At 46.8% G+C, this 26,273-nt stretch carries 24 protein-coding genes, 1 tRNA gene and 2 pseudogenes; 10 read left to right on the forward strand and 17 right to left on the reverse strand.

Features of this window, described 5'->3' with window-relative positions; genetic code table 11:
• Nucleotides 1-378: 378 nt before the first annotated feature.
• Nucleotides 379-1,605 carry a HetZ-related protein gene (locus tag QUA74_RS25560; RefSeq protein WP_333334661.1) on the reverse strand — a complete coding sequence of 409 codons (1,227 nt, stop codon included), beginning with the start codon at nt 1,603-1,605 and terminating at the stop codon, nt 379-381.
• A gap of 31 nt (nt 1,606-1,636) precedes the next feature.
• Between QUA74_RS25560 and QUA74_RS25565 the strand changes: the two genes are divergently transcribed.
• Nucleotides 1,637-1,816, forward strand: coding sequence for a hypothetical protein (locus tag QUA74_RS25565; protein ID WP_333334663.1), 180 nt, complete (start codon nt 1,637-1,639; stop codon nt 1,814-1,816).
• Nucleotides 1,817-2,125: 309 nt separating this feature from the next.
• Here QUA74_RS25565 and dtd read toward each other — a convergent pair.
• Nucleotides 2,126-2,470 (reverse strand): annotated as a pseudogene (dtd, locus tag QUA74_RS25570) (D-aminoacyl-tRNA deacylase); the annotation flags it as partial.
• 239 nt (nt 2,471-2,709) lie between these two features.
• Complete coding sequence (locus tag QUA74_RS25575; protein ID WP_333334665.1) at nt 2,710-3,471, reverse strand: FkbM family methyltransferase; 762 nt, start codon at nt 3,469-3,471, stop codon at nt 2,710-2,712.
• Between the two features lie 424 nt (nt 3,472-3,895).
• On the opposite strand from QUA74_RS25575, the gene QUA74_RS25580 reads away from it, so the two are divergent.
• Complete coding sequence (locus QUA74_RS25580) at nt 3,896-4,144, forward strand: hypothetical protein (RefSeq protein ID WP_333334667.1); 249 nt, start codon at nt 3,896-3,898, stop codon at nt 4,142-4,144.
• Between the two features lie 145 nt (nt 4,145-4,289).
• Here QUA74_RS25580 and QUA74_RS25585 read toward each other — a convergent pair whose 3' ends face one another.
• Nucleotides 4,290-6,008, reverse strand: coding sequence for an ATP-binding protein (locus QUA74_RS25585; protein WP_333334669.1), 1,719 nt, complete (start codon nt 6,006-6,008; stop codon nt 4,290-4,292).
• 40 nt (nt 6,009-6,048) lie between these two features.
• A complete protein-coding gene (locus tag QUA74_RS25590) occupies nt 6,049-6,393 on the reverse strand; it encodes a transposase (RefSeq protein ID WP_333334671.1) in 345 nt (114 codons plus the stop codon).
• A 430-nt stretch (nt 6,394-6,823) separates the two neighbouring features.
• Here QUA74_RS25590 and QUA74_RS25595 point away from each other — a divergent pair, with 430 nt between their 5' ends.
• The 4 genes from QUA74_RS25595 to QUA74_RS25610 all read left to right on the forward strand — a co-directional run bounded on the left by QUA74_RS25595 (nt 6,824) and on the right by QUA74_RS25610 (nt 9,137).
• Nucleotides 6,824-7,087: a hypothetical protein gene (locus QUA74_RS25595; protein ID WP_333334673.1), complete on the forward strand. Its 264-nt coding sequence runs from the start codon at nt 6,824-6,826 to the stop codon at nt 7,085-7,087.
• 87 nt (nt 7,088-7,174) lie between these two features.
• Nucleotides 7,175-7,342 carry a hypothetical protein gene (locus QUA74_RS25600; RefSeq protein WP_333334675.1) on the forward strand — a complete coding sequence of 56 codons (168 nt, stop codon included), beginning with the start codon at nt 7,175-7,177 and terminating at the stop codon, nt 7,340-7,342.
• A 108-nt stretch (nt 7,343-7,450) separates the two neighbouring features.
• Nucleotides 7,451-7,523 (forward strand) — tRNA-Glu (locus QUA74_RS25605).
• A 618-nt stretch (nt 7,524-8,141) separates the two neighbouring features.
• A complete protein-coding gene (locus QUA74_RS25610) occupies nt 8,142-9,137 on the forward strand; it encodes a hypothetical protein (RefSeq protein WP_333334677.1) in 996 nt (331 codons plus the stop codon).
• Nucleotides 9,138-9,325: 188 nt separating this feature from the next.
• Here QUA74_RS25610 and QUA74_RS25615 read toward each other — a convergent pair whose 3' ends face one another.
• The 6 genes from QUA74_RS25615 to QUA74_RS25640 form a co-directional block, all read right to left on the reverse strand.
• Nucleotides 9,326-10,444: a beta-glucosidase gene (locus tag QUA74_RS25615; RefSeq protein WP_333334679.1), complete on the reverse strand. Its 1,119-nt coding sequence runs from the start codon at nt 10,442-10,444 to the stop codon at nt 9,326-9,328.
• Between the two features lie 162 nt (nt 10,445-10,606).
• Nucleotides 10,607-12,490: a glycoside hydrolase family 2 TIM barrel-domain containing protein gene (locus tag QUA74_RS25620; RefSeq protein ID WP_333334681.1), complete on the reverse strand. Its 1,884-nt coding sequence runs from the start codon at nt 12,488-12,490 to the stop codon at nt 10,607-10,609.
• Nucleotides 12,491-12,712: 222 nt separating this feature from the next.
• Entirely contained in the window at nt 12,713-13,069 is a 357-nt protein-coding gene (locus QUA74_RS25625; RefSeq protein WP_333334683.1) for an STAS domain-containing protein, read from the reverse strand.
• A gap of 104 nt (nt 13,070-13,173) precedes the next feature.
• Nucleotides 13,174-14,421: a UDP-galactopyranose mutase gene (glf, locus tag QUA74_RS25630; protein ID WP_333334685.1), complete on the reverse strand. Its 1,248-nt coding sequence runs from the start codon at nt 14,419-14,421 to the stop codon at nt 13,174-13,176.
• Nucleotides 14,422-14,544: 123 nt separating this feature from the next.
• Entirely contained in the window at nt 14,545-15,672 is a 1,128-nt protein-coding gene (locus QUA74_RS25635) for a glycosyltransferase family 1 protein (RefSeq protein WP_333334686.1), read from the reverse strand.
• Between the two features lie 1,008 nt (nt 15,673-16,680).
• Nucleotides 16,681-17,718, reverse strand: coding sequence for an aldo/keto reductase (locus QUA74_RS25640; RefSeq protein WP_333334687.1), 1,038 nt, complete (start codon nt 17,716-17,718; stop codon nt 16,681-16,683).
• 426 nt (nt 17,719-18,144) lie between these two features.
• Between QUA74_RS25640 and QUA74_RS25645 the strand changes: the two genes are divergently transcribed.
• The 4 genes and pseudogenes from QUA74_RS25645 to QUA74_RS29965 all read left to right on the forward strand — a co-directional run bounded on the left by QUA74_RS25645 (nt 18,145) and on the right by QUA74_RS29965 (nt 20,656).
• Nucleotides 18,145-18,546 (forward strand): fasciclin domain-containing protein, encoded by a 402-nt coding sequence (locus QUA74_RS25645; RefSeq protein ID WP_333334689.1) that lies wholly within the window; start codon nt 18,145-18,147, stop codon nt 18,544-18,546.
• 462 nt (nt 18,547-19,008) lie between these two features.
• Entirely contained in the window at nt 19,009-20,139 is a 1,131-nt protein-coding gene (locus tag QUA74_RS25650; RefSeq protein ID WP_333334698.1) for a GTP-binding protein, read from the forward strand.
• A gap of 168 nt (nt 20,140-20,307) precedes the next feature.
• Nucleotides 20,308-20,400 (forward strand): annotated as a pseudogene (locus tag QUA74_RS25655) (D-aminoacyl-tRNA deacylase); the annotation flags it as partial.
• Between the two features lie 91 nt (nt 20,401-20,491).
• On the forward strand, nt 20,492-20,656 hold the full coding sequence (locus QUA74_RS29965; RefSeq protein WP_445302176.1) for an IS1/IS1595 family N-terminal zinc-binding domain-containing protein: 165 nt from the start codon (nt 20,492-20,494) through the stop codon (nt 20,654-20,656).
• A gap of 493 nt (nt 20,657-21,149) precedes the next feature.
• Here QUA74_RS29965 and QUA74_RS25665 read toward each other — a convergent pair whose 3' ends face one another.
• The 6 genes from QUA74_RS25665 to rpmI all read right to left on the reverse strand — a co-directional run bounded on the left by QUA74_RS25665 (nt 21,150) and on the right by rpmI (nt 25,937).
• Nucleotides 21,150-23,345, reverse strand: coding sequence for a diguanylate cyclase domain-containing protein (locus QUA74_RS25665; RefSeq protein ID WP_333334691.1), 2,196 nt, complete (start codon nt 23,343-23,345; stop codon nt 21,150-21,152).
• On the reverse strand, nt 23,342-23,950 hold the full coding sequence (locus QUA74_RS25670) for a chemotaxis protein CheC (protein WP_333334693.1): 609 nt from the start codon (nt 23,948-23,950) through the stop codon (nt 23,342-23,344). The genes QUA74_RS25665 and QUA74_RS25670 overlap by 4 nt, the downstream gene beginning before the upstream one ends.
• Nucleotides 23,947-24,324, reverse strand: coding sequence for a response regulator (locus QUA74_RS25675; protein ID WP_333334695.1), 378 nt, complete (start codon nt 24,322-24,324; stop codon nt 23,947-23,949). The genes QUA74_RS25670 and QUA74_RS25675 overlap by 4 nt, the downstream gene beginning before the upstream one ends.
• A gap of 236 nt (nt 24,325-24,560) precedes the next feature.
• Nucleotides 24,561-25,091 (reverse strand): tetratricopeptide repeat protein, encoded by a 531-nt coding sequence (locus tag QUA74_RS25680; RefSeq protein ID WP_333334697.1) that lies wholly within the window; start codon nt 25,089-25,091, stop codon nt 24,561-24,563.
• A 272-nt stretch (nt 25,092-25,363) separates the two neighbouring features.
• The gene (rplT, locus tag QUA74_RS25685) at nt 25,364-25,720 is read right to left on the reverse strand and encodes a 50S ribosomal protein L20 (protein ID WP_190658174.1); all 357 of its coding nucleotides are present in this window, start codon (nt 25,718-25,720) and stop codon (nt 25,364-25,366) included.
• A gap of 19 nt (nt 25,721-25,739) precedes the next feature.
• Nucleotides 25,740-25,937: a 50S ribosomal protein L35 gene (gene rpmI / locus QUA74_RS25690; protein WP_006634164.1), complete on the reverse strand. Its 198-nt coding sequence runs from the start codon at nt 25,935-25,937 to the stop codon at nt 25,740-25,742.
• Between the last annotated feature and the right edge of the window lie 336 nt (nt 25,938-26,273).

The raw sequence follows: 26,273 nt of genomic DNA on the forward strand, positions 1-26,273 counted from the left end.
AATAAGTTAATAGTTGGGATTCAATCCAGTCAAGCAAAACTTTCCATTATATCATAAAATTATTTTGCAAGAGGTCTTTTGAACAACTTTGCCTTGATTATGCTACCTCTTAAGCAAGCAATTTCCCATAAATGATGACTAATGACTAATGACTAATGACTAATAAAAACAAATTCCCCGGCCTAACCAGGGAACGAAAGATATTAAAAAAAGTAATGTAGTTTTAATAAATTGAATTTGCCAAAAAGCGGCGATAAATAAGTAACAGCGCTTGTTGATTTGAGAGCGGACGCCGGGGCGGGCAGTCCTGTGCAGGTGCCGCACCCGATCGCATTTTCCAGTCTCAAGAAAACAGTTGCATTCATATTTGAGTACCAATTAAGCTTGGCTGCTGTTGCGAGTCTGGCTAGCCAGCTCCAACAGTTGCGCCCAGCGTTTTTGGACTTGTTTGGGAGTGCATTTGAGCGCGGTGGCGATCGCCTTGTCGCTTTCTTGATTCCGCTTCAATTCTAACAGTTGCTGCATTTCGGGCGCAAGTTGAGCGCGAAATGCTTCCCATTTGTCCGAAGTCATTCCCAGCTTTTGATCGACATCAGCACCCAGCCATTCGTGGACGAGTTTCCAATTTTGAGTGCGGGCAAATTTTTCGACGTGGTACTTGAAACGTTGTTGCAAGTAGTCGCGCTGGCGGGAAGACAAACCGAGCGCGCGGTCAATTTCCGAAGCCGAAAGGTCTTGCAATTTTAAAGTTAAGTAATTCACGCATTCTGGCTGATTTTGGGCTTCCAGATAGGCGATCAATTCCGAGACTACTCGATCGCGCAGCACAGCATCAGCCGGATCGACAGTTTCCGATACCATTTGCTCGCGCACTTGTTGCAGCGCCGGAGAGCGGCTGTACATTTCCGCATCTTCTCCCTTGCCGGATTCTACAGCCATTTCAATGTCGATCGCAGTTTCGGGAGGTTGGCCCTTGGCAAATCCTTGAGCGCGCAACACGATCAGGCGCTGGCGGTTGCGGCCCGGTAAGCCGATTTGGCGCTTGGCGTAGTGTTCGGTAAAAGCCATGTACTCAGCCAATTCTAGCTGCGTGCGGGGCTGGTAGGTGACATCGAGTTGGTGTTCGCGGCGGAAAGCTCGCAGAGATTCGATGTAAAAGCCTTGCAAAAAGTCTTCAATCATGTTGTAGCGAGCTTGGAAGTTCAAGTTCGATCGGAAAGAAGCAACATGGCGGTAAATCATCGCCGCGAGGTGGGAGTGCAGTTCGACGCGGCCTTGTTTGGAACCGAGGCGGTAGTATTGCAGGGTTTTTTGCAACCGGTGCTCAGCCAAGGTGATTTGCCAAGCTTCAACTTCGCCGGAAATTTGGATGCGATCGCTCTTTTGGCAAATCCGTTCGACTTCCTTAGCAATCCGCATCGCCACTGCTTGAGCGCTGCGGCTGGCAGTTTTCATTTCCCCTTGCAATTCTTTGAGGGCGAAGTTAGCCAAAGCGAGGATATCGATGCTGGGAACCGTATTGATTTCGGCGGTTTGTTCCGGAATGCTGTTGAGGTCAGAAGCGGTGTTGCAGTTGACGGTGTTGGTGGCAGCTTGGACAGTCATGGCGTTTATCGGGTGGTAGGACACAGCGGGTGTGCGAGGACATTTGTCAGAGAGTGAGGTGGCAGTTGCTGGCGGTTTCGCTTGCTGTGCTGATTCAACTCTCTATACATTGAATGTTACGGAAGTAGAGATAACCGCAGTGATGCCAGTGTTCCACTCTCTCATCCAACAGTTTTTGGCTGCTGAATCTGATTCTAAGCGCTGGCTGTAGAAGATTGATTTTATTTCCGTTAAAGCCTTACTGTACAAGCATTCTGAGCTGTTATTTGGGTGGGGCGATCGCTCTTTGAGATCCGGGTACTCCGAGACGGCTGAGTGGACAATTTACTAACTGGCTATTTGAGGCCGTTTTGGGCGTTGGAGATTATGGAATCGAGACTCGGCAGAGTGTAGCGAACTGCAATGTATTCTGAAGCTACGGCACAGCATTTAGGAAACCCGGTTAATCTGAAAATTTGATCTTATTCAAGAAGGAAGAATGAAGAAGGAAGAAGCACAGAGAGCTTTGTTTGCAAACAATTCAGCCTGATTCTTTCTCTAATACCAAAGTCACCGGCCCGTCATTCTCGATCGAGACTTGCATCATCGCTGCAAACACGCCTGTTTCAACTTTTAAGCCGTTCGGGCGCAACTTTTCGACAAATTTATCATAAAAAATTTCGCCTCGTTCAGGAGCTGCTGCTCCATGGAAGGAAGGTCGCCGACCTTTGCGAGAGTCGCCGTAGGGCGTAAACTGACTGACAACCAGCAACTCGCCGCCGAGGTCTTCTACGGACTTGTCCCAGCGCCCGGTATCCCCGGCCGAGTCGGGAAACAAACGTAATTCTAGGCATTTGCGAGCCATCCCATCGATTTCGGATTCGGTGGTAAACGTACTTTTTTTGCTTTAAGATCCTCCGAACTGGCGCTTAACTTAATTTAATTGCAGCACTATCTTATAAAGATGTTGCTAATTTTTGTGCTGTCCATCTTCCAAATTCGTATTCTAAATTTTGAGGTTTTTTATCTATAGTTAATCATAAGACTTTTATCTATAGCAATCAGGAGCATCTCATATTTGTAAAAACACTTCTTCTGGCTACTTCGTTCTTCCTCCTTCCTTCTTCAACATCTGCTATATCCTTCAGGGTTGCAGGTTCGAGATGCTAAAATCGAGCCGTACCATTTATCTATTGGTATTTGCTTTCCGATCCGAAATCCTAAGTTTTCAATAATTTGTCTGGTTTCCGCGTGAGTGTGACCAGACCACAAGTGATATTCTAAAGAAAGGTTTTGCACCAGTTGCCAAGTATCTCGATCTTCAAATAACAGCCATTCTGCACCTTCGCAGTCTACTTTGGCTAAATCGACGCTACCACCAATTCGCTCGATCGCCCTGCGAAAGGATATCATTGGTATGTCGCCGCTTTCGCTAACTGTGGATCTAGTTTTTCCCGAAACTTCCCGAATGTCGAGGACTACTTTACCATCTCGACATCCTACTGCTTCCATAAAATATGTAAAATTTGCGATTTGAGATTGATGTTTGAGGTAATTTTCTAGGTAGGGATTAGCTTCGTAGGCGTGAATTACGGCCTGGGGAAACCTGTTCCTCGCAGCAATCGGAAATAAGCCGACATTGGCTCCAATATCAATAATTGTCATCAGCGATTCAGATAATTGCTCGACTCCGTAGCAGTCGTCTAAAAGCACTTCTATAAATTCTCCATCCATGCCTTTCTCTGAAGGTACGTTTACTTGATGCAGTTTTCCTTGCACAATTAATTGTTCGGGCAATTGAAAATTAGCCACTCTATTAAATTTAATCCCTAACTTTTTGGCTCGAATTTGGCGCTGCACGAGTTGCTGAAGTTTATGGACAAGCATAGGGAGAGATGGAGATTTGTTTTAATTTTAAAATAACGTTAAGCTGTCGCGCATTTAAATTGCATATTCGAGGCGGGCGGGACACCCCACGAGAGTTTTATTGTTTTTTGACATACAATTTAAATCCAGAACAGCTTAGATGATGGAAAACCCTCTAGGTAATAATTGACATTTGGCACCGCTGGTGAATCGAGTTTATCTCTGGGAATTCAACCTGAAGGCGAGAGTTTTAGTCAACCAATCCGGCTGATTACGAGTTTGTTGAGAAGGCGCTAGATATCATTACAGAGAGTTATTTTTTTGTTCATAAGAAGAGTAAATTGAGAGTAAATCTGCTTTAATATGGGTCAAAATGTGCTTCAAAACACGGAATTGAAAAATGTGAGAGTTCGATGGACAGATCCCAACAATTGAAGAGTTAGTAATGCTCCACTTTCTCAGGGCTGCGGAGGCGGAAATTAACCAGCGGTTGAGGGAAAAATTCGCAAGCCGGGGAGTGAATGCTTGGCTCGATCGTGCGAACAATGCGATCGCCCTAATTCCCGGCCACAATCCCCAAAAGTCGATCGCCATTACGGCTGACAAAGATGAAATTGGCATCCTAAAGAATCTAGCACTCATGCAGGGTCTACTTGATAACCACTCTGAGTGCTTCCTATCCTTGACACAGTAGATTTGTTACCTGAATCAAGTTAACAGAGGTTTGTGCTGGAGACAAAAGTCACAAGCTTGATTTGCCACAACCGCTAGCCTTCACCCCAAGCTGACAAGATGCCGATTATTCTCAAACGCAACATTTGTTCTTGAACACCTGGGTTTTAGCACCTGCTTGTACGTCCGGTGAGGCTGGCCACCACCGCCACTAACTCAGCAGCATCTACAGGTTTGGTCAAATGTATCTGAAAACCTGCTAATAGTGCCTGCCGACGATCGTCATTCCGGGCATAAGCCGTCAGCGCGATCGCGGGTAGCCTACCGCCCCGCTGCGCTTCAAGTTGACGCAACTTGCGGATCAGGGAGTAGCCATCCTCATCCGGCATCCCAATATCGCTAACTAAAACATCGGGGCTGTGATCGGTTGCGGTTTCGATAATGGTCAAGGCCTCCTTGACCGAAGCCACAGCCATGACATCAGCACCATACTTTTCGAGAATCGTGCTCAGCAACTCTAGCGCGTCAGCCTCGTCCTCCACCACTAAGATTTGTAAGCCTTCAAGGGTCGGCGAGGCTTGAAACATCCCATTCCCCTCAACGAGCGAGTTTAATGGCTCTGGATCGCTGGGTGGTAGATGGATAATCATCACGGGCAGTTTGACTGTAAAGGTCGTCCCCTGTCCTATCCCTGGACTCACTACTGTTACAGTCCCGCCATGTAATTCAACTAATTGACGCACAATGGCTAACCCTAAACCCAACCCCCCATAACTGCGAGTGGTCGTGCTGTCGTGCTGGCTGAAGCGATCAAAGACAAAGGGTAGAAAGTCCGAGCTGATGCCTTGTCCAGTGTCGCTGACAGTAATTTCAACATGGGAATTAACCCGCTGCAAACGAATCTGGACTCGCCCGTTTTTAGGCGTAAATTTGAGGGCATTAGAAAGTAGATTCCACACAACTTGCTGCAACCTATCGGCATCACCCAAAAGCGGGCCAACTTCAGAATCGAGCACGCTTTGCAAGCGAATTGACTTTGCCTCAGCCGCCAAGTGTACAGACTCAATCGCCGATTCAATCACCGGCACGAGGTTGACAGGACGGACTCGGAGGCGCAGTTTACCTGTGATGATGCGAGAAACATCGAGGATGTCTTCGATGAGCTGGGCTTGAGACTTCGCGTTTCGCTCGATCGTCTCCAAAGCCCGCGCCACCTTATCCTCACTCAGGTTTTTTTGCCGTAACATCGTTGACCACCCTAAGATCGCGTTGAGAGGAGTTCTGAGTTCATGAGAAAGAATCGAGAGAAACTCATCCTTGGCACGGTTAGCTGCCTCTGCCTCTGCCCGAATTACTTGTTCACGCATCAATAATTCGTCTTTGGTGCGATTAGACGCTTCCAGTTGGGAAGTGCGTTCCTGCACCCGTTGCTCTAGCTCCACATTAATCGCCTGGATACGGCGGCGACTCTCTTCTAGTTCCTGGTTTGTAAGGGCAAGTTGAGCTGGACTGGGCGTATCGAGTGCCACTGGAATTAAGGGAATCAGTAAAAAGGTGAACGTATAGAAAGACCAAACACCAGTGACAGCTTTGATCAGTCCTGAAACCCAATAAATGGGGTGCCAAAGTGTCACTATTCCCATCAGGTGCGTAGTGCCACATAAGGCAAAGATAAAAAAGAAACCCACCAGCAGCGTCACCGTGTGGGCAGGCAGATCCTTACGCTCATTCGTAAAGTAAACAATGGCAACCGCCACCGAGTAATAAGCGAGGGTAGTCAAGGCATCTGACGTTAAGTGCAGCCAGACTAACCCCGGTTTCCAGAGGTAACAATGCCCGTGAGGAATGAAATTACTAGAAAAGAAGGTGCTCAAGAGGTTAGGCATATTAATTTACGGCACTGTCAAGTTAATTTAGGGGGTGTCATCAATTCAACCAGATGACCGCCGCAGCCAGAAGCATCGACGCCGGAAAGTTCACCGCCCTAGGCTGATAGCGCGTCGCGATTGCCTGATATTGCTTGAGCTTGGGGAAAAAGTTCTCAATCAAATGACGGGCTCTGTACAATTGAGCATCGTAAGTTTCCAGGGTCTTGCAATTGCGGTGAGGTGAAATGACGGTGGTCTTCTCCTCGGCATTGAGGCGGTCAATCACACGCTGATCTGGATCATAGCCCTTGTTAGCCAGCAGTGTATCCGCCACCAGTAATGGCTGCCGTTGCTCGGCTCCTGCTCGCGTCACCAGTTTGTCCGGGGTGAGGTGAAACCCCAACGCATCTCCTCAAAAAGGTCAGCAGGAAAATGTTTCTTTAGAGTGGGAAAATGCCTGGATCGAAAACAAGGAGAAGGAGTCATTCGATTTTAGATTTTAGATTTTAGATTTTGGATTGACCCCACGGATAAATGCGGGGGCTGGAGGATTTTAGATTTTAGATTTTGGATTGATTCCACGGATAAATCACGTGGCGGGTACCATCAAAAAATTCTTGGTCAGAAGACAGAATTCAGAATACCCCATGCCTGAAGTGAGGGTTTTCGGTAATGAAAGAATTTTTTCGGCTCCACGATTAAAATCGGGGGCTTGAAACCTGGATTCTCCATCCTGTCGCACAGAATCCATTCTGGTTCCTGAATTCTGAATTCTTCTTCGGTAAATGTACAGCCGAGGAATTACGTCTGCGGGAATTTGATCGGGAACGCGGATGGTGGTGGGAAAGCACCGCAAACGCCCGCTGCGGTTGAATGATTGGATGGATAGCGAGGTACAGCCTGGACAACAAGGCTTCTGTGGCTATTTTGCTGGCTCTGGCGGAATGTTTGAAAGAGCCTGCGGTGAATGTTTATTTGGTGTCGTCGGCGAAGGAGCCGAGGCGATCGCAGCTTCGTATTTTACGCAGTGCCAGCCGTTGGATGCGCTGATTGCTTGGGAAATTTGCAAGCTTGGTGGCTCAATAGCCGATTCTTGACGGCGACAACCCGGTTTTGCTGGTTCAGGAGGACTACGGACTGTACGATGAAGAATTGGGGAACTGCACGCAGCAGCCGGCTTAGAGGTGCTGTTGGGGGCAATTAGCTGTTTTGGGAGAGATGCTTGGATCGCCATGAAGTTCGGCCAGATGGCCCGCGTCGCTTGTTTGGGCATCCCCACCCAGAACACCCACGGTTCGAGATTTCTCACCGGCCGGGCGATCGACAATTGCGATCGTATCCTCAAAGCCTAGTGTGACTAGCTTTGGGACGAGTAGAAAAAAAACTTTCGCAAAGTAGTTGACAGATTGGGAAAGATTAGTTAAGGTAATAAAGGTGCGGAACACAAGCAAACGCAACGCGCCCCCATCGTCTAGAGGCCTAGGACACATCCCTTTCACGGATGCGACGGGGATTCGAATTCCCCTGGGGGTATTGAAAATTTAAGTCTGATATCAAAGTGATATCTAGTATGTGGGGTGGGCATTTTGCCCGCCCTTATTGCTATTAGGACTTACGCAGGGGTAGCCAGAAACCTGGTTTTTGCTGAGAAGACCCGTCACAGCCTGCAGCAACCGCCAAAACCCGCTTTCTTTAGTTTGGTTTCTTTGGTGTTGATTCGTAACTCCCCTGATTAAATCAATTATCAGAATTAGCAATTAATTACCAATTAAAGAGAATTTAAACTTGCCAGGGTTACGTTTATTTCTTGTTGAAAAGGAGAGTTGGTGATTTTTTGAGCCATCAAGTTTTTAATCTCGTGACGCTCGCTCTTTATGAGAGAAAAGGTGAGATCCTTGCTTGGGCATACTATAAGTGTGCCTGCGTAAGTCCTGTTTGATGTAGAGGTTTCAACCCCTGTCTTAAGTCCCTGGTTAATACCTTAAGTCCTCGGTCGAGCACTAATGAGTTCTTCAGTCGTATGCAAGAGGACTTTTGCTTTGAGGCAGGGGTTTCAACCGCTGGCGGACGGACGGATTGCCGGACTGTTAGATATAATAGGCTCAATATAGTTGAGCACTTAGACAGCCAATAGCAGCAAAGGGGAGTGCGATGTACATACCTGTTACTTTCGACGACGGCATCAAAAGGAACGAAGCAATAGAAATAAAAGTCAGAAACTTTAAAGACTTAAACTTACAGGAAAGACATATTGAAGAGTTCTTACGCAAAAACATTAATTTGCTCTTTGGAGATAACGAAACTCTTCTAGTTGTTGGTCAACAAGTTCGTAATGCGAGTAAGGGGATTAGCGACCTGACTGCCATTGATGCAGATGGCAATATTGTTCTAATCGAGATTAAACGCGACGTACAAGATATCAAGACCAGAAAAGAACCTTTTGAATTTCAAGCTATCAGGTATGCCGCGAGTTATGCCAAAATTTCTACACCTGAATCCCTTGTAGAGTTGGTCTATAGCTCGTATATCGAGATACACAAAGATGAGTATGAATTAGGTGATTTGACTCCTAGTGAAAAAGCGAGACGAGAGTTGAATAAATTCTTGTCAAGCAATGACGCACTCAAAACCTTTAATAAAAAACAACGAATAATACTTATAGCCTCATCCTTTGATGAGCAAACCCTCTCTGCCGTTGCTTGGTTGATTTCAAATGGAGTAGATGTTATGTGTCTTAATATCACTCCTGTTTTTATAGGAGAGCAAGGTTTTTTGAGTATTGAAAAAATTTTGCCTCCGGCACAACTGGATGATTTTTACGTGGGTTTAGCCGGAGTAGGTTCTCCGATCGAGGGAGACATTATATCCACTGCTTCTGCCTTTAATAGAACTTGGCTACCTCGAATGGACGAGCTGTTTGAGTGGGAATTAATCAAAGCTGGGGATAGCCTTGAAATTAAAGATTTTGAAAGCTCTGAAGCTATAATGATTGATCCTACATTGGTCAGATTTAATGGGAAAGAAATCTCCTATAATAGTTGGGGAAAGAAAGTTACAGGGTGGTCTTCTATAAATATTTATGAATGGGCAGTGCTTAGTTCGACGAAGAGGACTTTACATGAACTAAGGAAGGAAAAAATGGCATAGTTGGAAGCCAAAGCCAGTCAAAGTGAACAAGTTCAAAACGAAGATGTGGGATAGATTACATACAAAATTGTGAGAAGAACTCTTAGATCGTGTCCGCTCGATCGCTCGAAATTTCTGTAGTAGGTTGAGTTGAACTTAGTGAAACCCAACATCAACTGTTGTTGGGTTTCATTATTATATGGCAATCATCAATCTCGCAACTTCACCAACGGTTCAATCTGCTGCCTTTGAAACTGCAATTCATCCGCCAAAGGCTGATAAATTTCCCGATCGCCCGATTCATTGCAATAATCCCACAAACCATTGTAACAGTGCCTGTCGTCGTCCCAACCCGGATGGTTAACAATCGGATACAAGCAGATTCCCTCTATCGGAACTCCTGCTTTCATCGCCGCCATTACCTCAGTGCACACATAATTAAACCAGACAGGTCTAAAATCGTCTTCAGTACCCGTTTCGGCTATGAATAAAGGGCGGCGGTAGCGCTCGAACACTTCTTGCAGCATTTCACCAAACGGGCGGTACAGCGGATGGGTGTATTTCATCGGCTCTTCATTGTGAATCCACTGATTGCGATCGTAATAATTCACCCCAATAATATCGAGATATTTTTCCTTACCCCCGAGTTCCGGGCGAAAACGTCCAGCCAACATATCCCAAGCTTGATATTGCGATAAACGATAACCTTCTGCCTCGTCTCGATCCTGCGGTCTGTCAGGATCGGCAATAATGTTAATTACCGGGTCGATTTGAACGATGCGAGTCCGGGGATTGACTTCCCAAACTGATTCTATCGCTGCGATCGCAGCTTTGATTAACTGGGTTTTTAGCTCGTCTCCCCGCCCTTTTGCAAACGGATTGATGTAGGCGACATCGCCGCCTCCCCAAGCAATAAATGAAATTTCATTCACAGGTGTCACGAAAGGTGTTTGGTCTGTTTCCTCAGTTAGCAATTCCATAAAAGCGCGCGCCATGTTGGCAAACCTAGACACGAATTCGGGACTGAAAATATCAATATCGTCGGGCCAGCCGTAGTGAAACAAATCCCAAATTACCTGCATTTTTGTGTCGCGGGCGGCGCGGATGATTGGCAGGGCGCTGGAAAAATCGTATTTTTCGGGCGACTGTTCGATTAAGTGCCAGCGGAGGCCTTCGCGGACTGTGTAAATGCCTTGCTGTTGCAATCGCTGGTAGTCGGCGACTGCAAATTTATCGTGGCCGGTGGCGGCTGTGACATCGAGGCGTTTTCCTGATCGCAATCTGTGGGTAGAACATTCAAAGCCACCCATGAAAAAACTTTGAAACATCTATCGAATGGGTAATGGGGCATGGGGCATTGGGCATAGGGCATAGGGCATAGGACATTGGGCATTAGGAATTTAGAAATTGGTAATTGTTAGCAATTAACTAATAACTAATAACTAATAACGGATGCCCTGTTTTGCCGATGCCCTATGCCCAATGCCCAATTAGCACTGAGTAATAGCTTGCGGCGGTGAACTTTCTTCGGGAATATCCCAGCCGAGAGTTGCCGCGGCCATCGTCTCTAAGGGAAACTTGGGAGTGCGATCGGCATACAGCAAACCGTTAGCTTCTTGGTAAGTATCGGTCAACTGGGTGTAACAAAATCCACTGAACATTTCCACTTTGTTTACCACCTTCAGTAGCGCGATGTAGCGCCTTTGCAGTTCCTTCGTGTCCCACGCGCGCACATAGCCCCAAACTCTGTAAAAATCGGGGTTTTCGTGGCCGGCGCAGGCGATGCCGCCGAATTCGGTCAGCATCATCGGCTGTCCTTGGTGCGGGTGGCCGTCGAGGGTGAGGATGCGCCCTCCCGGACGCCCGCGATCGAACAAATCGGCTAGCTGGACTTCGGGCCCGTAGCGCTTGGCTAGGGTTTGTGGGTTGTTGTCGTAGTCGTGAATCGCCAGGATGTCGGTATCGATGCTTTCCCAGCCGTCGTTACCTATGACGGGGCGAGTCGGATCGAGGGTTTTTGTCAAGAAATACAGCGCTTGCACGTAGTTGCGGTGGGCTGCGGCTTCGACTAAATTCGGAACTCCCCAAGATTCGTTGAATGGCACCCAGACTACGATACAGGGGTGGCTGGCGTCGCGGTCGATGACTTCCGTCCACTCCCGCGTCAGCCGTTGAACGGCTTTGGGAGTGAAGCGGTAGGCGCTGGGCATTTCTTCCCAAACTAAGAGTCCCAACACGTCAGCCCAGTACAAAAATCGGGGGTCTTCGATTTTTTGGTGCTTGCGGACGCCGTTGAAACCCATTGCTTTGACTAATTCGACATCGTGGCGCAAAGCTTCGTCGGAGGGGGCAGTCATCATGGTGTCGGGCCAGTAACCTTGGTCGAGCACCAGTCGCAAATAGTAGGGCCGGCCGTTTAGCATGAAGCGATCGCGCTGGATGCTGACAGTCCGCATGGCGGTGTAGGATTTAATCTCGTCGAGCAGTTTGCCGTCGGCCCACAACTGCACTTGAGCGTTAATTAGCGTCGGCTTTTCGGGACTCCACAGCAGTTCGTTGCGGTAGTCGTCGATCCCCGGGTCTGAGAGGGCGATACGGCGGTGAATTTCGCCGTTGAGGACTTCGTAGGTGTCGTTGACTAGCAGCAAACAGCCGATCGACAGTTTAACTTTAATCTGGATTCCCTCCTTGCGATCACCCGCCACAAACGCTTCAAAACCGATTTCCCAGCGTTCAAACTGGGGAGTCCAGCGGATGCGCTCGATATAAGTGTGAGGCACCAATTCTACCCAGACTGTCTGCCAAATGCCTGTCGTGCGCGGATACCAAATACTATGCGGCTCTATTTGCCAGTCTTGCTTGCCCCGTGGTTGCTCCAAATCTTGCGGGTCGTCCTGGGCCCAGACTGTCACCCGCTGCGGCCCGTTGAGGTTCACAACTGCTGTAATGTCTGCGCTGAAAGGAGTGTGTCCGCCTTCGTGTTCTATGACAAACTGACCGTTCACCCAGACGCGGGCGCGGTAGTCTACGGCCCCAAAGTGGAGGAGAACTCTGCCCTCTGTGTGGGGTACGTCAAATTCCCGTTCATACCAGCAGTTGGCGTGAAAGTTCGTGTCGCCGATCCCGCTTTTTGCCGATTCTGGAGCAAACGGCACTTCTATAGTGTGAGTCCACTCAGAAATATCGATCGGCTGCACGCAGTGGCCCGCGTCATCGTAAGCAAACCTCCACTGACCATTGAGACAAATCCAGTTGCTCCGGCGCAGTTGGGGGCGCGGATAACCTGTTTTCCGTCCTTGAACTGTCACCTTACTATCAAGAGTTGCAGACTCTTCTATCTCGCAATTTTCTAGCTCTCTACCTAACCAACTCATCGGCACATCTACCCAAAGTTATATTTATAGGTTAGCTACAATTACCACCACTTTGACAAGTTTTTTGCTGATTAATCTGCAAAAGTTCTGCCCATTAAAACAGCCTCATCTGAAGGCTCTCTTGTGCTGAAGTCATTAGTCAGAAGAAGGAACCATAAACCAGGAAGAAAAAACCAGGAAGATTTTTCGTATACCCCACTCTCCCCCTCTCCTCCTCTCTCTCTAGCTCGCCAGACTTTGCAAACCTCCTAACGGTTCAGTTAGCTCGCTTTTGAGAGAAAATTCTTCCGCAAACGGCAAACACTGAAATATTTGCTGTAGTCCCGTCAGTTCAAAGAGAATTCTAACTTGTTCGCTCATGGCCGAGATCAAAAGTATACATTCGCTGTCTCTAACTAATTTCACGATCGCCACTACAGCCATTAACTCGGAATTTTTCAGGAAATTTATTTTAGAGAAATCCAGCATAAGAATTTTGCCACCGCTTTCAATGAGGCGCTGTATTTCTTTCTGAAACTGAGCAGATTGAGAAATTTCCAAAACCTCATGAGACAAAACAATTTTAACTAGAACGTTCATTTTTACCTCAATGCTTGTTTGAATTATTAAATAACTTTTGATGAAAACCGAGTAAGGTGCTCCGTGGGCACCTTACCTTTTTACCCGTAACTCCCAGCTTCCAGCTACTTGCTAACAGATTTGCCGTTGCCGTTGCCGTGGCTGTTGCCGTTGTTGACAGCAGCGACTTCTAGAGAAGCTGCGGCTGGGCGAGGGGCAACTTCATTCGAGGAGGTTACATTAGAGGCAGTACCGTTAACATTTTCTACCAATTCAATCACCGGCTTGGTAGTAATTTGTTTGTAAGTTGTCAGAGCTTGAGCGACCACTTGATCCATGTTGTAATACTTGTAAGTCGCCAGCCTTCCCACGAAAGAAACTCCCGGAGTTGCATCAGCCAAAGCCTTATATTTCTTGTAAATTTCGGCATTCTCGGGACGCGGAACCGGGTAGTAAGGGTCTCCCTCAGCTTGGGGGTATTCGTAGACAATGCTAGTTTTTTGATGCTCTTGTCCGGTGAGGTATTTAAACTCCGTGCAGCGAGTATATAAATGCTCGTTGGGGTAATTTACGACCGGGGCTTTTTGGTGTACGGGTACGTTCAGTGTTTCGTGCTTGAATTCCAAGGAACGGTAAGGAAGTTTCCCGTAGCAATAATTGAAATAGGTATCGACCGGCCCGGTGTAAATCATTTCTCCGTAAGGGATAAAACCCTCAATCTCGCGGTAGTCGGTATTCAGCATCACCTTGATGTTTGGGTGAGAAAGCATCTTTTCAAACATCCGAGTGTAGCCGTGCAGCGGCATTGCTTGATAGGTATCGGTGAAATAGCGATCGTCCCGGTTAGTGCGAGTGGGTACGCGCGCAATCACTGAGTTGTCGAGTTCCGACGGGTCCATTCCCCACTGTTTGCGGGTGTAGTTGCGGAAGAATTTCTCGTAAAGTTCGCGGCCGACTTTGCTGACAACGACATCTTCGGAAGTGCGAATGTAATCCTTTGGTTCTGCTACTTTCGCGAAGAAATCTTCTACTTCAAATGAGGTGAGATTCAGTCCGTAAAGTTCGTTTACGGTGTTGAGATTGATCGGAATTGGCAGCAGTTGACCGTCAACGCTGGCTAGGACGCGGTGTTCGTACGGCCGCCACTCGGTGAAGCGCGAAAGATACTCGAAAACTGGGCGGGAATTGGTGTGAAAAATGTGGGGGCCGTATTTGTGTACGAGAATGCCGTGGTCGTCGTAGTGATCGTATGCGTTGCCACCGATGTGGTTGCGGGTATCAATTATCAAGACTGTTTTTCCGGCCTCATTTGCTAGTCTTTCGGCAATGACGCTACCTGCAAATCCGGCTCCGACGATTAAATAGTCAAACATTGAAACACCTCTGATTTTTAGTAAGTTAATGGGTCATTTCTAATTGCAAACAAAGCGATGAGTGTTGAGTGTTAAGTTTTGAGTGGGTGCATTGGTAACTCTTTAACTTAAACCTCCACATTCCTAACTTAAAACTTTCATCCGGTCTTCGGCTTTCTGCCGTTTCTCGTGGATCGCACTTTTGATCAACCCCAGCATTTCACCCCAGGTATTGTCCCAAGAATTGTCTGCTAAAAAGGCGTCTACTTCGCTCAGCCACTTGGTGCGAACGTCCGAACTTTCGCTGAGAATTTCGTGGGCACAAGCAACGAATTCTTCTGAATTGCTAGCAATCCGAACCAAGCCTTTTACTTCGTAGGGCCGCACCACATCGCGGATCGGAGTAGAAATCACTGGTTTGCCGGCAGCGAGGTATTCTGGAGTTTTCGTGGGACTAATAAACTTAGTCGATTCGTTAATCGCAAAAGGTAGCATTGCTATATCCCACCCCCCAAGATACGCTGGCAGTTCTTGATAAGATTTGCCGCCAAGATAGTGTATATTTGGGTGAGTTGGCAGACTTGCCTGATCGATTTTCGCCACGGGGCCAATTATGACTAAATGCCACTCTGGCCTTGCTTCCGCAATTCCCCTCAGCAGTTCGATATCCATGCGTTCGTCTATGACGCCATAAAATCCCAAACGCGGGTGAGGAATGTCTTTTTGATCCGTCGGTTCTTCTGAAACATTCCTGGCTGTGGCAAAGTGTTCTTTTTCGATGCTGCTGGGGAAGGGGTGAATGTTTTCGTGCTGGTGCTGTTTAGCTTCGTAAAGGCTATGTCCGCCTGTAAATACTACGCTGGCGCGCTTTAATAGCTGGTTTTCATTAGCTTTTAAATTCGGGTGCGCGCCTTTGAATGCTGACAATTCATCCATGCAGTCGTAGACTACGGCTAGCGGCTTTAAGTGGTTTGTGAAACTGACAGCCATTGGTGTGTAATACCAGAGGATGTACTGGCTAATTTCTGCCGCTCGAAACAAATCATCTAGCATGGCTTGCTGAGCAGTTTGTGCTGTTGGTTCGCTGATTCCTTCGCTCAGGTGTGGTACTATTACCCAGACTCCGCTTTCGTGGATGCTGACATCAAGCCACCAATCTGTAGCCGCGCTCAAAATGGGTTCTTCTACAAAGAATACCCGACGATGTTGGGCACACCGACTCAAGAGATGTTGCGGACGCTGATAGACAAAATTCCACCGCAAATGAGACATGCAAACTAAATCTGGTGCCTCTAAAGCATCAGTTTTTGATAAGTTGGCGCGCAATGCGGGCGAGGGTGCGAATTGAGAGGGCGATTTGGCTGGATCTATAGAGGTAAATCGGATCTCCCATGCTCGAGCTTTATTGCTATAATTATTGTTTACTGAGTTTTCTGGGGGCGACATAATTAGCCTCTGGAATTAGTCAATGAAAATTGTCCGTTAAAATTGGTCAATAGGATATATTTCTCAGCAGTGTCTTACTGAAGTTGCAAGCATAAATCTGAGAATTTTTATTGACGAGCAAGCGCCGCATTCATTGAACCAAACAAAGAAACTGTTTAGCTGCGGGAAAACACGCTTATCTGCTTTTTTCAGAATTGAAACTTGGAGATAAGTTAATATTGCTAGACTTGCTATTGTTGTTAAATGTAGCCCAGTTTTTCTGCCATAACTTCTATCTGAAGGATGACTTCTATCTCAGGACGCGCTTAGCTTGCATGCTGGGTTCAAAAGCCGTTAAAATGCCGATCGACCTTGTAAAATGACTCTTAAGTGGCAGGTACGGGGTGAAAAAAGAGCGAGTTTTATTGCTTTATTTGGAGAGGATAGAAAATTTGCGATCAAATTTATGTTGCTTTTTGATTCGACAAACCTAGCCTTTTTTAAAGTCATCCGACTCGCTAGTAGGAAAAATTTGTATCCTAATATACAAATTCCCTCGGAGATTTCTGACTTCCGATAGATTAACAATTAACAGTTTATGGAGTCGGGTTAAATTCACCGAAGAACACCTGTCTCAACAATACCAAAGAAACCAGGCAACCGCAACGATAAACCTAATATTTTGCGCGAGTCTGTGGCAAGAAAGCAAAGTGACGACATTTGCGCTGTGGGCGTCAGTTTAACCTTGCGCCCACAGCACAAATGTCAATCATCCCTCTAAGGGCGGGTTCGCCGATATCTGCGATCAAAGGCAAAACATCCACGTAAACCCGCGACTAGAAAATAGCAGCAACTTTACAGTCGGCGGCTGTCAATTTTGGCGATTCCCCCTCCAAAGGCAAAATCTTGCACAGTCGAACTCTTTAAGAAATCGTGAGGGAAACCCAATTCAATTGCACTTACTTTGTCTAACTGCTGCATTTGTTCGGGAGTTAATTCAAACTCCAAACAAGCCAGATTTTCCTGAAGTTGCGAGAGTTTGCGCGAACCCACAATCGGAATAACTTGGACTGGCTGTTGGATCAGCCAATTTAGGGCTACTTGAGAAGCAGGTTTGCCAATTTCGGCTGCTATTTTGCTAACTTCGTCAGCAATTTTGAGGTCCCGTTCGTTAATTTTTCCCGATTCAGGTGAATTCAGCCGTTTAGCTTCGCTGGCTGTTTCTGAAGTGTTGTATTTTCCTGTCAGCAAACCCGCTGCTAGGGGACTCCAAGCTGTGACGCCAATATCAAAGGCTTTTGCCATAGGGATCAAGTCCCGTTCAGGAGTTCGCTCTTTTAAAGAATACTCGATTTGCAACCCGATAAATGGTGTCCAACCGCGAAGGTGGGCGATCGTATTTGCTTGAGAAATAATCCAAGCCGGCGTATCGGAAATGCCGATATAAAGAACTTTGCCTGCGCGCACCAAATCGTCAAAAGCGCGCATCACTTCTTCGACGGGTGTCGTAAAATCCCAAGCGTGCAGCCACAGCAAATCTATGTATTCAACTTGCAATCGCTTCAAACTTGCTTCTACTGCTTGGACCATATTTTTGCGGTGGTTGCCGAAACCGTTGATGTCGCCATTCTTCATGTTGAGGCTATACTTAGTGGCAACTACCCATTTTTCGCGATCGGCTGCGATGAACTCGCCGACATATTTTTCGCTAGTACCGTTGGTGTAGAGATTCGCGGTATCAATGAAATTGCCGCCCGCTTCTGCAAAGGCGTCGAACATTTTCCGGCTTTCGTCGTAGGAGCTCCCCCAACCCCACTCTTCCCCAAAAGTCATGGTTCCGAGGCAGATTTCGGAAACGCGAAGTCCGCTGTGACCTAGTAGTTTGTATCTCATGTCACCCTTCCGCTAGTTAATGGTTGTTAACAGTTTAGATCGGGATTTCCCAAACTGTTGCCATCAGTCGGGGTGGCGGGCTTTTGTAATGTGTTAGCGCTGCGCTGAATGTTAAATGTTTTGCCAAGTTAATCAAAATGTCGTAGCAGGGTCGAGGGTTCCGGACCATTGCCCCTGCGTTTAGTTTAAACAGCGCAGGGGCGATCGTCTTACTAATGTATTTAGGATTACATGAATAAATTAAATACCGTAAAATGACAAAATAAATATCTACCTTTAGATAGGTATTTTATGAAAGGAGTTAAATAAAAAAATACTATCTTAAATAATCAGAAAACCAGACAGAACTAGAGAAAAAATTAATGTAGCTAAATTAACTTTTTAGCGTTATAGTGATTTATAGATTACAAAAACTAGGTGACTCACTTGGCTGATATCGTTGATACCGCCGTTTCGGCTGGCTCTTTTACAACCCTAGTTGCTGCTGTCAAAGCTGCTGGTTTAGTAGATACTCTCAAAGGCGCTGGCCCCTTCACAGTTTTCGCACCTACTGACGAAGCTTTTGCTAAGCTTCCCGAAGGTACTGTAGACGCACTGCTTAAGGACATTCCTAAGCTCACAAAAATCTTGACTTATCATGTCGTTTCTGGCAAAGTTATGGCCGCTGATGTGGTCAACCTGAAATCTGCCAAGACAGTTGAAGGTTCAGAAGTTAAAATTGATGCTTCCAACGGCGTCAAAATTAATGATTCTACCGTTACAACAGCCGATGTTGCTGCTGATAATGGTGTCATCCACATTATTGATTCAGTCTTGCTTCCTGCGTAAGCACAGATTTAGATAGCGCCATACTATCTTGAGGGCGGTGGCTGTTGTTAGCCACCGCCCTGTTTCAGTTGATAGTTGAGATTTAAATATTTTACGCAGCTCGATAATTAAAATTATTATAGAGCAGCGGGAATTGGGCGATCGCACTCAGCTTAATTCTGCCCCCAATTTGTCGCTGTTGGATTTACCGGGAAAACTGGTTGCAGGCTAACTGCGACACGTACTCTGGACAAAAATTTTATCAAAAAAATAAAAAAGTGCGATCGCGACTCGTTAGCAATTGCCGATAATTAGCGGCCCACTTATTTTGCACTATCGGGCTGATTCCCGGTTGAGGCGTAGATACCAGGGCAACCAAACCCAACATTTTTCCGAGAAACTGGGTTGAGGAGGCATTGTCCTAATTAAGATACAATAAGAACCACAAAGAAAGTGCGATCGACATTATTTGACAGTCAAGCTATGCAATCTACAACTCAGTCCGAGACAGAACAGGCGATGGACGCTCCCAAACACGGATTGCCCGTTACAATTATTACAGGATTTCTCGGCAGCGGGAAAACAACCCTGCTCAACCATATCCTGACCAACCAGCAGGGTTTGAAAACAGCAGTTTTGGTAAATGAATTTGGCGAAATCGGCATCGACAACGAACTGATTGTCACCACCGACGACAACATGGTTGAGCTGAACAACGGCTGCATCTGCTGCACTATTAATGAAGATTTAGTTAATGCAGTTTACAAAGTTCTAGAACGTCAAGAAAATCTCGATTATCTAGTAGTCGAAACAACCGGACTCGCCGACCCGCTGCCAGTAGCAATGACTTTTTTAGGAACAGAACTGCGCGACCTAACTCGTCTCGATTCGATAGTGACAGTAGTAGACGCAGCCAACTACAGCTTAGATTTGTTCAACTCTCAAGCAGCTTACAGTCAAATAGCTTACGGCGATATAATTATCCTCAACAAAACTGATTTGGTTGAAGAAGCAGAGTTAGATTTGTTGGAAGTTAAGATTCGCGATATCAAAGAAGGTGCTAGAATTCTGCGAACAGTAAAATCGCAAGTTCCACTGCCGCTTGTCCTCAGTGTAGGATTGTTTGAATCTGACAAATATTTCCAATCTGAGGAAACTCCTAGCAGTCACGAACATCACGACCACGACCACCACGAACATCATGAACATCACGACCACGGCCATCACGACCACGGCCATCACGATCACAGCCATCACGATCACAGCCATCACGACCACTCCGACCATTTAGAAAATGACGGATTTACCTCAATTTCTTTCCAGAGCGACAAGCCCTTTTCTCTAAGGAAATTTCAATATTTCTTAGACAACCAACTGCCAACAAACGTGTTTCGCGCGAAAGGGATTATGTGGTTTGAAGAAAGTCCCAAACGGCATATTTTTCACTTGAGCGGCAAGCGATTTTCGATGGACGATGACGAGTGGAAAGGTGAGCGGAAAAACCAGCTTGTTCTCATCGGTCAGGGTTTGGATACCGAGAATTTGCGATCGCAACTCGAAAACTGTCTTTGTATGCCTTCAACCAATCGCGGCAAAGGTTTTGGGAAAAACTAACAGTAAAATATTCTTTTCTACCGGTTCCCAGGCTAGAGCCTGGGAACCGATGTCTAGAGGAAGAGCCTCTGTGGTATTCAGGAAGATAGGAGGAAGAGCATAAGAATCTGCCTTACCCGGTTTTAGCCTGGTAACGAGTAATTACCTATTACCAATTACCGATTTTCAATACGAGTCATCATCCAACGAGTCAAATCATCTCAAGTCGAAATTAACGGTCTAATTGTCGGCAAAATTGGCTACGGACTTAACTTGCTGGTAGTGGCCAAGAAGTAATGATGGTAAGATAGTAGCCTCGATCAGTTTTTTGTCAACTCGGCAGAATTGTCCCGTTTGCTCTTGTGCCCGAAGCGTGAAAAACGGTCATATTCACACGGGAAAACAAAGATTCAAATGTTACGAGTGTCGTCGGCAATTTGTCGAGAATCCAGACCAGAAGGTGAGCGACTCAGCGACCACGCAAACTAATCGACTGATTATTGCTAGAACGCCTCTGGAAAGCCGGCATCGCCCGTGATCTCAAGGTTTCGCAGCATGGCTCCAAGATTATCTTAATCGGAAATACGCCTGAGTACCCCCCCAGCTACAGGTGTTATCAAAAAAAAAAGCTAACGATTCAATGTGATGAATTATGGTCATTTGTAGACCCCTTAAATGAAGAATAGTTGATTATTAAATGGGGACTAAATATCAAAAACCATGGTAAGGTAATTTTTGTATCACAGTTTAAATGCACAACAGCTTATCTAACCCATCCTTCTATTGTGGTTGATTTATCCTTGGTTATAAATATTTTATAATCCTAATTTATTGCTTGGGTTGAACGATTTAATTGATACAATAAATCAACTCCAAGCCTTTTGTTTTTATGTTTGATCTAGCTTATTTCTTACTTCTTTAATCCGGAGAGTGACAAAAGAGGGATATCAGGGTTAGGAGCACGGGCTGACAGTGGCGTTTTTTTTTGCGGAGTGGTATAACTACTCGGAATCCACAAATATTGCAATTCGTCAAGCGCTGGTGGGAGAGGGTAAATTAGTGCTGGGTAGAGAAAAATCTACAGGAAGTATCGAAGTCCCTGTGCCATTCGGCTTGCCAGCAGCAGGATCAGGCTGGTAAAGTTGGATACGATCGCGCCCAAGTCGTTTAGCTTGATACAGGGCTTGGTCGGCTGCGGCAATCAGAATTTCGGCTCCCGATTCAGATCCAGGAACAATACTCGCTACGCCCAGACTGACAGTGACGTACTCGCTCACCTGAGAACCAGCGTGAGGAAGCTGCAAAGCAGCGATTGTGAGCTGTATGTGTTCGGCTACCTGCACAGCGCCTTGAATCGCAGTATTTGGCAAAATAACGGCAAATTCTTCGCCTCCGTAGCGAGCTACTAAATCTGCAGGGCGATTGACTGCATTGCCGATCGCCCCGGCGACTTGGCGCAAACATTCGTCTCCGCCTTGATGCCCGTAAGTATCGTTGTAACTTTTAAAAGAATCAATATCGCACAGAATTAGGGACATGGGCGTTTGTTCCCGCGCTTGTCTGCGCCACTCCATTTCTAAATACTGATCGAACCGTCGGCGGTTTGCTAGCTGCGTGAGTGCGTCCGAAGTAGCCAAGCGCTCTAACTTGAGGTTGGCGGCTTGCAACTGCTGGTATAGTTCTGCTTGCTTGATGGCGATCGCCAACTGGGTGGCCAGAGAAGACAGCAACTCTACTTCCAACTGCATCCACTGCCGGGGACTGCACTGGTGGGCCATCAGCAGCCCCCACAACTCATCTCCTTGCACTAAAGGCACTACCAAATAAGCTCTCACCGCGAATTGTGCGAGCAACTCAATTTGATATTGCGGCAAATCGGCGGCCAAGATATCGGCGATCGGTCGGATCGCTCGATGTTGGTACGCTTCGAGATAGAACTCGTCAAAACAGAAATTTTCCAGGGTTTCCCCCAACATCGGCTGGCAGTTGGCAGCTACAGATTCCACTGTCACCGCCCCCGTCGCCGGGCCCGCGCACAGACTGCCGGTACAGGGGTTAAAGCGGACGATCATCACTCGATCGGCCTGAAGGAACTGACGCACTTCTGTCACTGTCGTGCTGAGCACTTCGCCCAAATCCAGAGACTGGCGGATGTGCTGAGTAATCGTCGCCATCAGCAGTTCTCGTTCGTTCTGCTGCCGCAGCGCCTCTTCTGCCCGCTTGTACTCGGTGATATCTTGAGCGGTGCCGAAAATTTGTTTGGGGCAGCCGTCGGCTGTGCGGGCGAAAACTTGGTCGCGGCAGCGAAACCAGCGCCATTCGCCCGATCGATGTTGGAGCCGATACTCCAACTCCAAAATATGCCCGTCTTGGGCCGAGGGAAATTGTTGCTGGTGGGCTTTGAGCCTCGGCAAATCTTCTGGGTACACCAAACTGGAGTACAAAGCAGTTTGCATCTGTAAAATTTCGTAGGGAGTGTAGCCCAGCAATTTAGAAGCTTGACCGTTGACGTAAACGTTTCGCTGTTCGGTCAAATCGTAAATGTACAGTAAATAAGGCGCCGCGTCAGCAATTTGCTGGATGAAATGCTGGCTCGATCGCAATTCTTCCTCCACCCGCTGACGCACTTGCACTTCTTCCAAAGCTTGATCCCGCATTGTGCGGTAAGCTTGGATGCGATGGGTGAGGTCGGTCACGTCTTGAATCACCAGCAGCGCGTAGAACGATGGGGAATTGACCCCGGGCCATATTGATGACGAAACTGAGGGTACAGATTCCCTAGACACAAAAGCACTTCTTGGTGATCCGACTCCGACAGTACCCTCTGATTCCAACTCAAGAGTATGAAGAATCCAGTCTCTAATCTCCTGTTCTTCTATGCCAGCCTCTTGGGCCGGCACAGCAGTCACAGTAGTTTGCTGAATTCGCTGCTGGCCGTCTTGCCAAGTTGCTGGAATCAGGTGTTTGTGAATTTGAGAAGAAAAAATTGTTGGCGGGCCTCCTGCAAAGATTTGCTTGAAGCGAGTGGCGTACTTTAACTGACTCAGGTGAGGAAAATGGGTTGTGATCTTTGTTCCCAATATTTGGCTGCGGGGAATTTTAGTCCACTCTTCCAGACAAGTGTTCCAAAACAGCACCACAAAATCATCTTGCAGCAAGCAGGCGCCGACTGGTACGCTGTCGAGAACCCCAAACTTTTCCTTAATACTTTTGCTTTCCTCAATCATAGACCCCCGGCAAGTTGATTGATAGCAGTCAACAAGGTGTCAAAGGAATTAACATTGAAAATAAGAATGATATCTCCTTCAATGTGAAGCCTTTCAATCATGAAACTGGTCTGGGCTAATAAAACAACTGTATCAGTAGCTAAACCGCCAGATATCAGTAAACTAGAAATCGTCCCTTCGCTATAAGTGGGAATGGAGTAGTTCAGGCGCTGCTGAAGTACGTTGCTGATTGCGCCCATGACCCCATTAATTACAATATTTCCCACTTCACTCAGCGTACCAATTTTGACTGAATCGAGATCGTGAGTTCCAACTTCTTCTCCTGTGAGCATCGTCACCAGCAGGGCAGCGCTGTTGGTGGGAAAGACTAGCTGGGCAATGCCTCCAAAGGAGCCTGTGAATTTGAGCTGGACGGCGGCGATTTGCTCGCCGTTGAGGTGCTGCTCTAATTCTTCCTCTACGTCGGTGGGAGTCAAGATTTGAAGGTAGGGGATTTGCAAGCGAATCGGGGAGTCGATCATGTCGTTCAAAACCCCTGCGGCTTGACCTATCCCGATGTTGACGAGTTCCTGCAAAGCATCGAGCTGTCGAGTGCTTAATTTCATTGGGTGCTCTCCTCGCTGACACTGAGAGCTTTTTTGATCCATCCGATCAGTTCGTCTGAGTTGGGCATTTTGTGAATGACTGCCACGGCTCCGAGTTCCATGCACTCGGAGCGGGTGCTTGCTTGGATGTCTGCGGTAATTACGATAACTGGAATTTTATATCCTCGATCGCGCATGGCTTGCAGGACTTCCCGACCTTCCATTTCCGGCATCAGCAGATCTAAGAGCATACAGTTTGGGGTTTTAGTGCCGAGCAGTTCTAGAGCTTCAGGGCCGCTGGATGCTTCCCAAGTCTCGTATCCTTCTGCTCGGAGAATTTTGCAAATTACCCTGCGAGTCAACCACGAATCTTCGACAACGAGAATTGATGTCACTACGTTCTCCTCCTTCTATTGTTAGGACTGACCGGTATTGCAGGTACTGCTTTTATCTTGACATTAATTTAAAGTGCTGGGACGGGGTGCGATCGAGCTTGACTCGGAATTCCTGTTCTTAAAAACTAACGCATTAATGTGTTGGATAGTTTAGTATCTTGGACTATGTGAAGAAAAAACCTGGTTTCTGAATGAAACCAGGTTGGCGGGATCTTTATTGCTCCTAACATCGGGGCTCAATTATAGATTACCAAACGCTTCCGGAGGGACTCTACTCGCTGTTTGGCAGTGGCATTGTCTGGATCGCAGGCGAGAGCTTGTTCGTACATTTCCAAGGCTTGAGCTGTTAATTTCTTGCGCTCGTAGGCGTGACCCAGATTATTGAGAGATGTAACGTATTCTGGCTGCAACTTCAGGGCTTCTTTGTAGTGGCGGATTGCGATGTCGTACTGTTCTTGGCCGAAGTGTGCAAAACCAAGGGCGTTGTAAATAACGGCTTGATTTTCTTCGCCTTCTAAGTCTTTGGCTTTCAGGGCTTTTTGAAACAGTACGATCGCCTGGGAATAAAGCTTTTTATCTAGATAGATACTTCCTAATTCGTAGTATTCCTGTGCTGTTCCTTTTTCTACTGTCAGCTTATTTTCTAAGCGTTCCAGAGACATTTCCAGCTTGCGAGTTTTAAGAATCTGGCGCACCACAAACCAGGAAGTGCTGCCGAGTATAGCGAGCAGGACTGACAGGTAAACAATGAGCAAATTACTATCCATGTTTTTCTTAAAATTAGGTAGGTCTGTGGAAGGTTTTATTTATTTTAAGGCGATAGCAATCTCTGATATCTGCCTCTGCAACTGTATAAAAAACAAGGAAATAGCGTTCGACTGACCCGATCGCGATTTCTGAAAAAGCAAGAGCCCAGAAGTAAGAACAAAGAAGGAAAGTTTGTCTCAACCTCCTAAATTTATCAGGAGTTTTCCTTCTCTGGCAGACTGTTAAATCTTTCTTACTTCTGCTTTCTGCCTTCTGAAAATCAAGCGAACTTTCAGCCTCCGGCTCGATTAGCCATTTCCACGACTTTACCGAATGTTGCGGGGTCAATGATCGCCATTTGTGCCAGCATTTTGCGGTTGATTTCGATGTTGGCTTTTTTCATGTTGCCGATCAGTCTGCTGTAGCTCGTGCCATGCTGGCGCGAGGCGGCATTGATCCGAGCAATCCACAGGCGACGGAAATCGCGTTTGCGTTTTTTGCGATCGCGATAACCGTTACGCAGGGCCTGCATCACCCGTTGGTTAGCTGTGCGGAACTGTTTCGACTGTGCGCCTCGGAAACCCTTGGCTAATTTGAGAATTTTTTTGCGGCGCGCTCTGGCGACATTACCGCGTTTTACCCGTGTCATCTTTAATTTCCGTTAAACTTTACAAGTATGGAAGCATTAACCGCACGTTAGCGTCGTTGGTCTCGTCAATGACGACCAGCTTAGAGAGACGGCTTTTGCGAGCTGAACTTTTGTGCTGTAGCAAGTGGCTTTTGTAAGCTTTGCGGCGCACGATCTTACCGCTGCCGGTCGCTCTAAAGCGCTTTGCGGCTGCTTTGCGAGTTTTGAGTTTTGGCATGGACTGGTGTTATTTGGACACAAGCTTCAACCGTATCATATTTGTGGTACTTTCTGCAAGGGAGATTTGCGGCTTGGGGGCAGCGCTGTATTTGGGGCAATATACATGATGCGCGATCGGGTAATCTTACAGTTGTTTGCGGAGTTAACATCTAGTATAAAATGTTATACCGCAGTTGCGCTATCATTAATGGTTATCGGCAGAGTTAATATTTGAAAGCTGCTGGTGAGCCACGATAATTAAATTGAAGATGCAACATTAATTAGGGCTTGCCGAAAAAGCCTAAAACCTCGACAGAGAAAGACTTTGAATGGTTTGAACGCTCCGCGTGTGCAA

Source organism: Microcoleus sp. LAD1_D3, assembly GCF_036702135.1.
In the GTDB taxonomy this organism is placed as follows: Bacteria; Cyanobacteriota; Cyanobacteriia; order Cyanobacteriales; family Microcoleaceae; genus Microcoleus.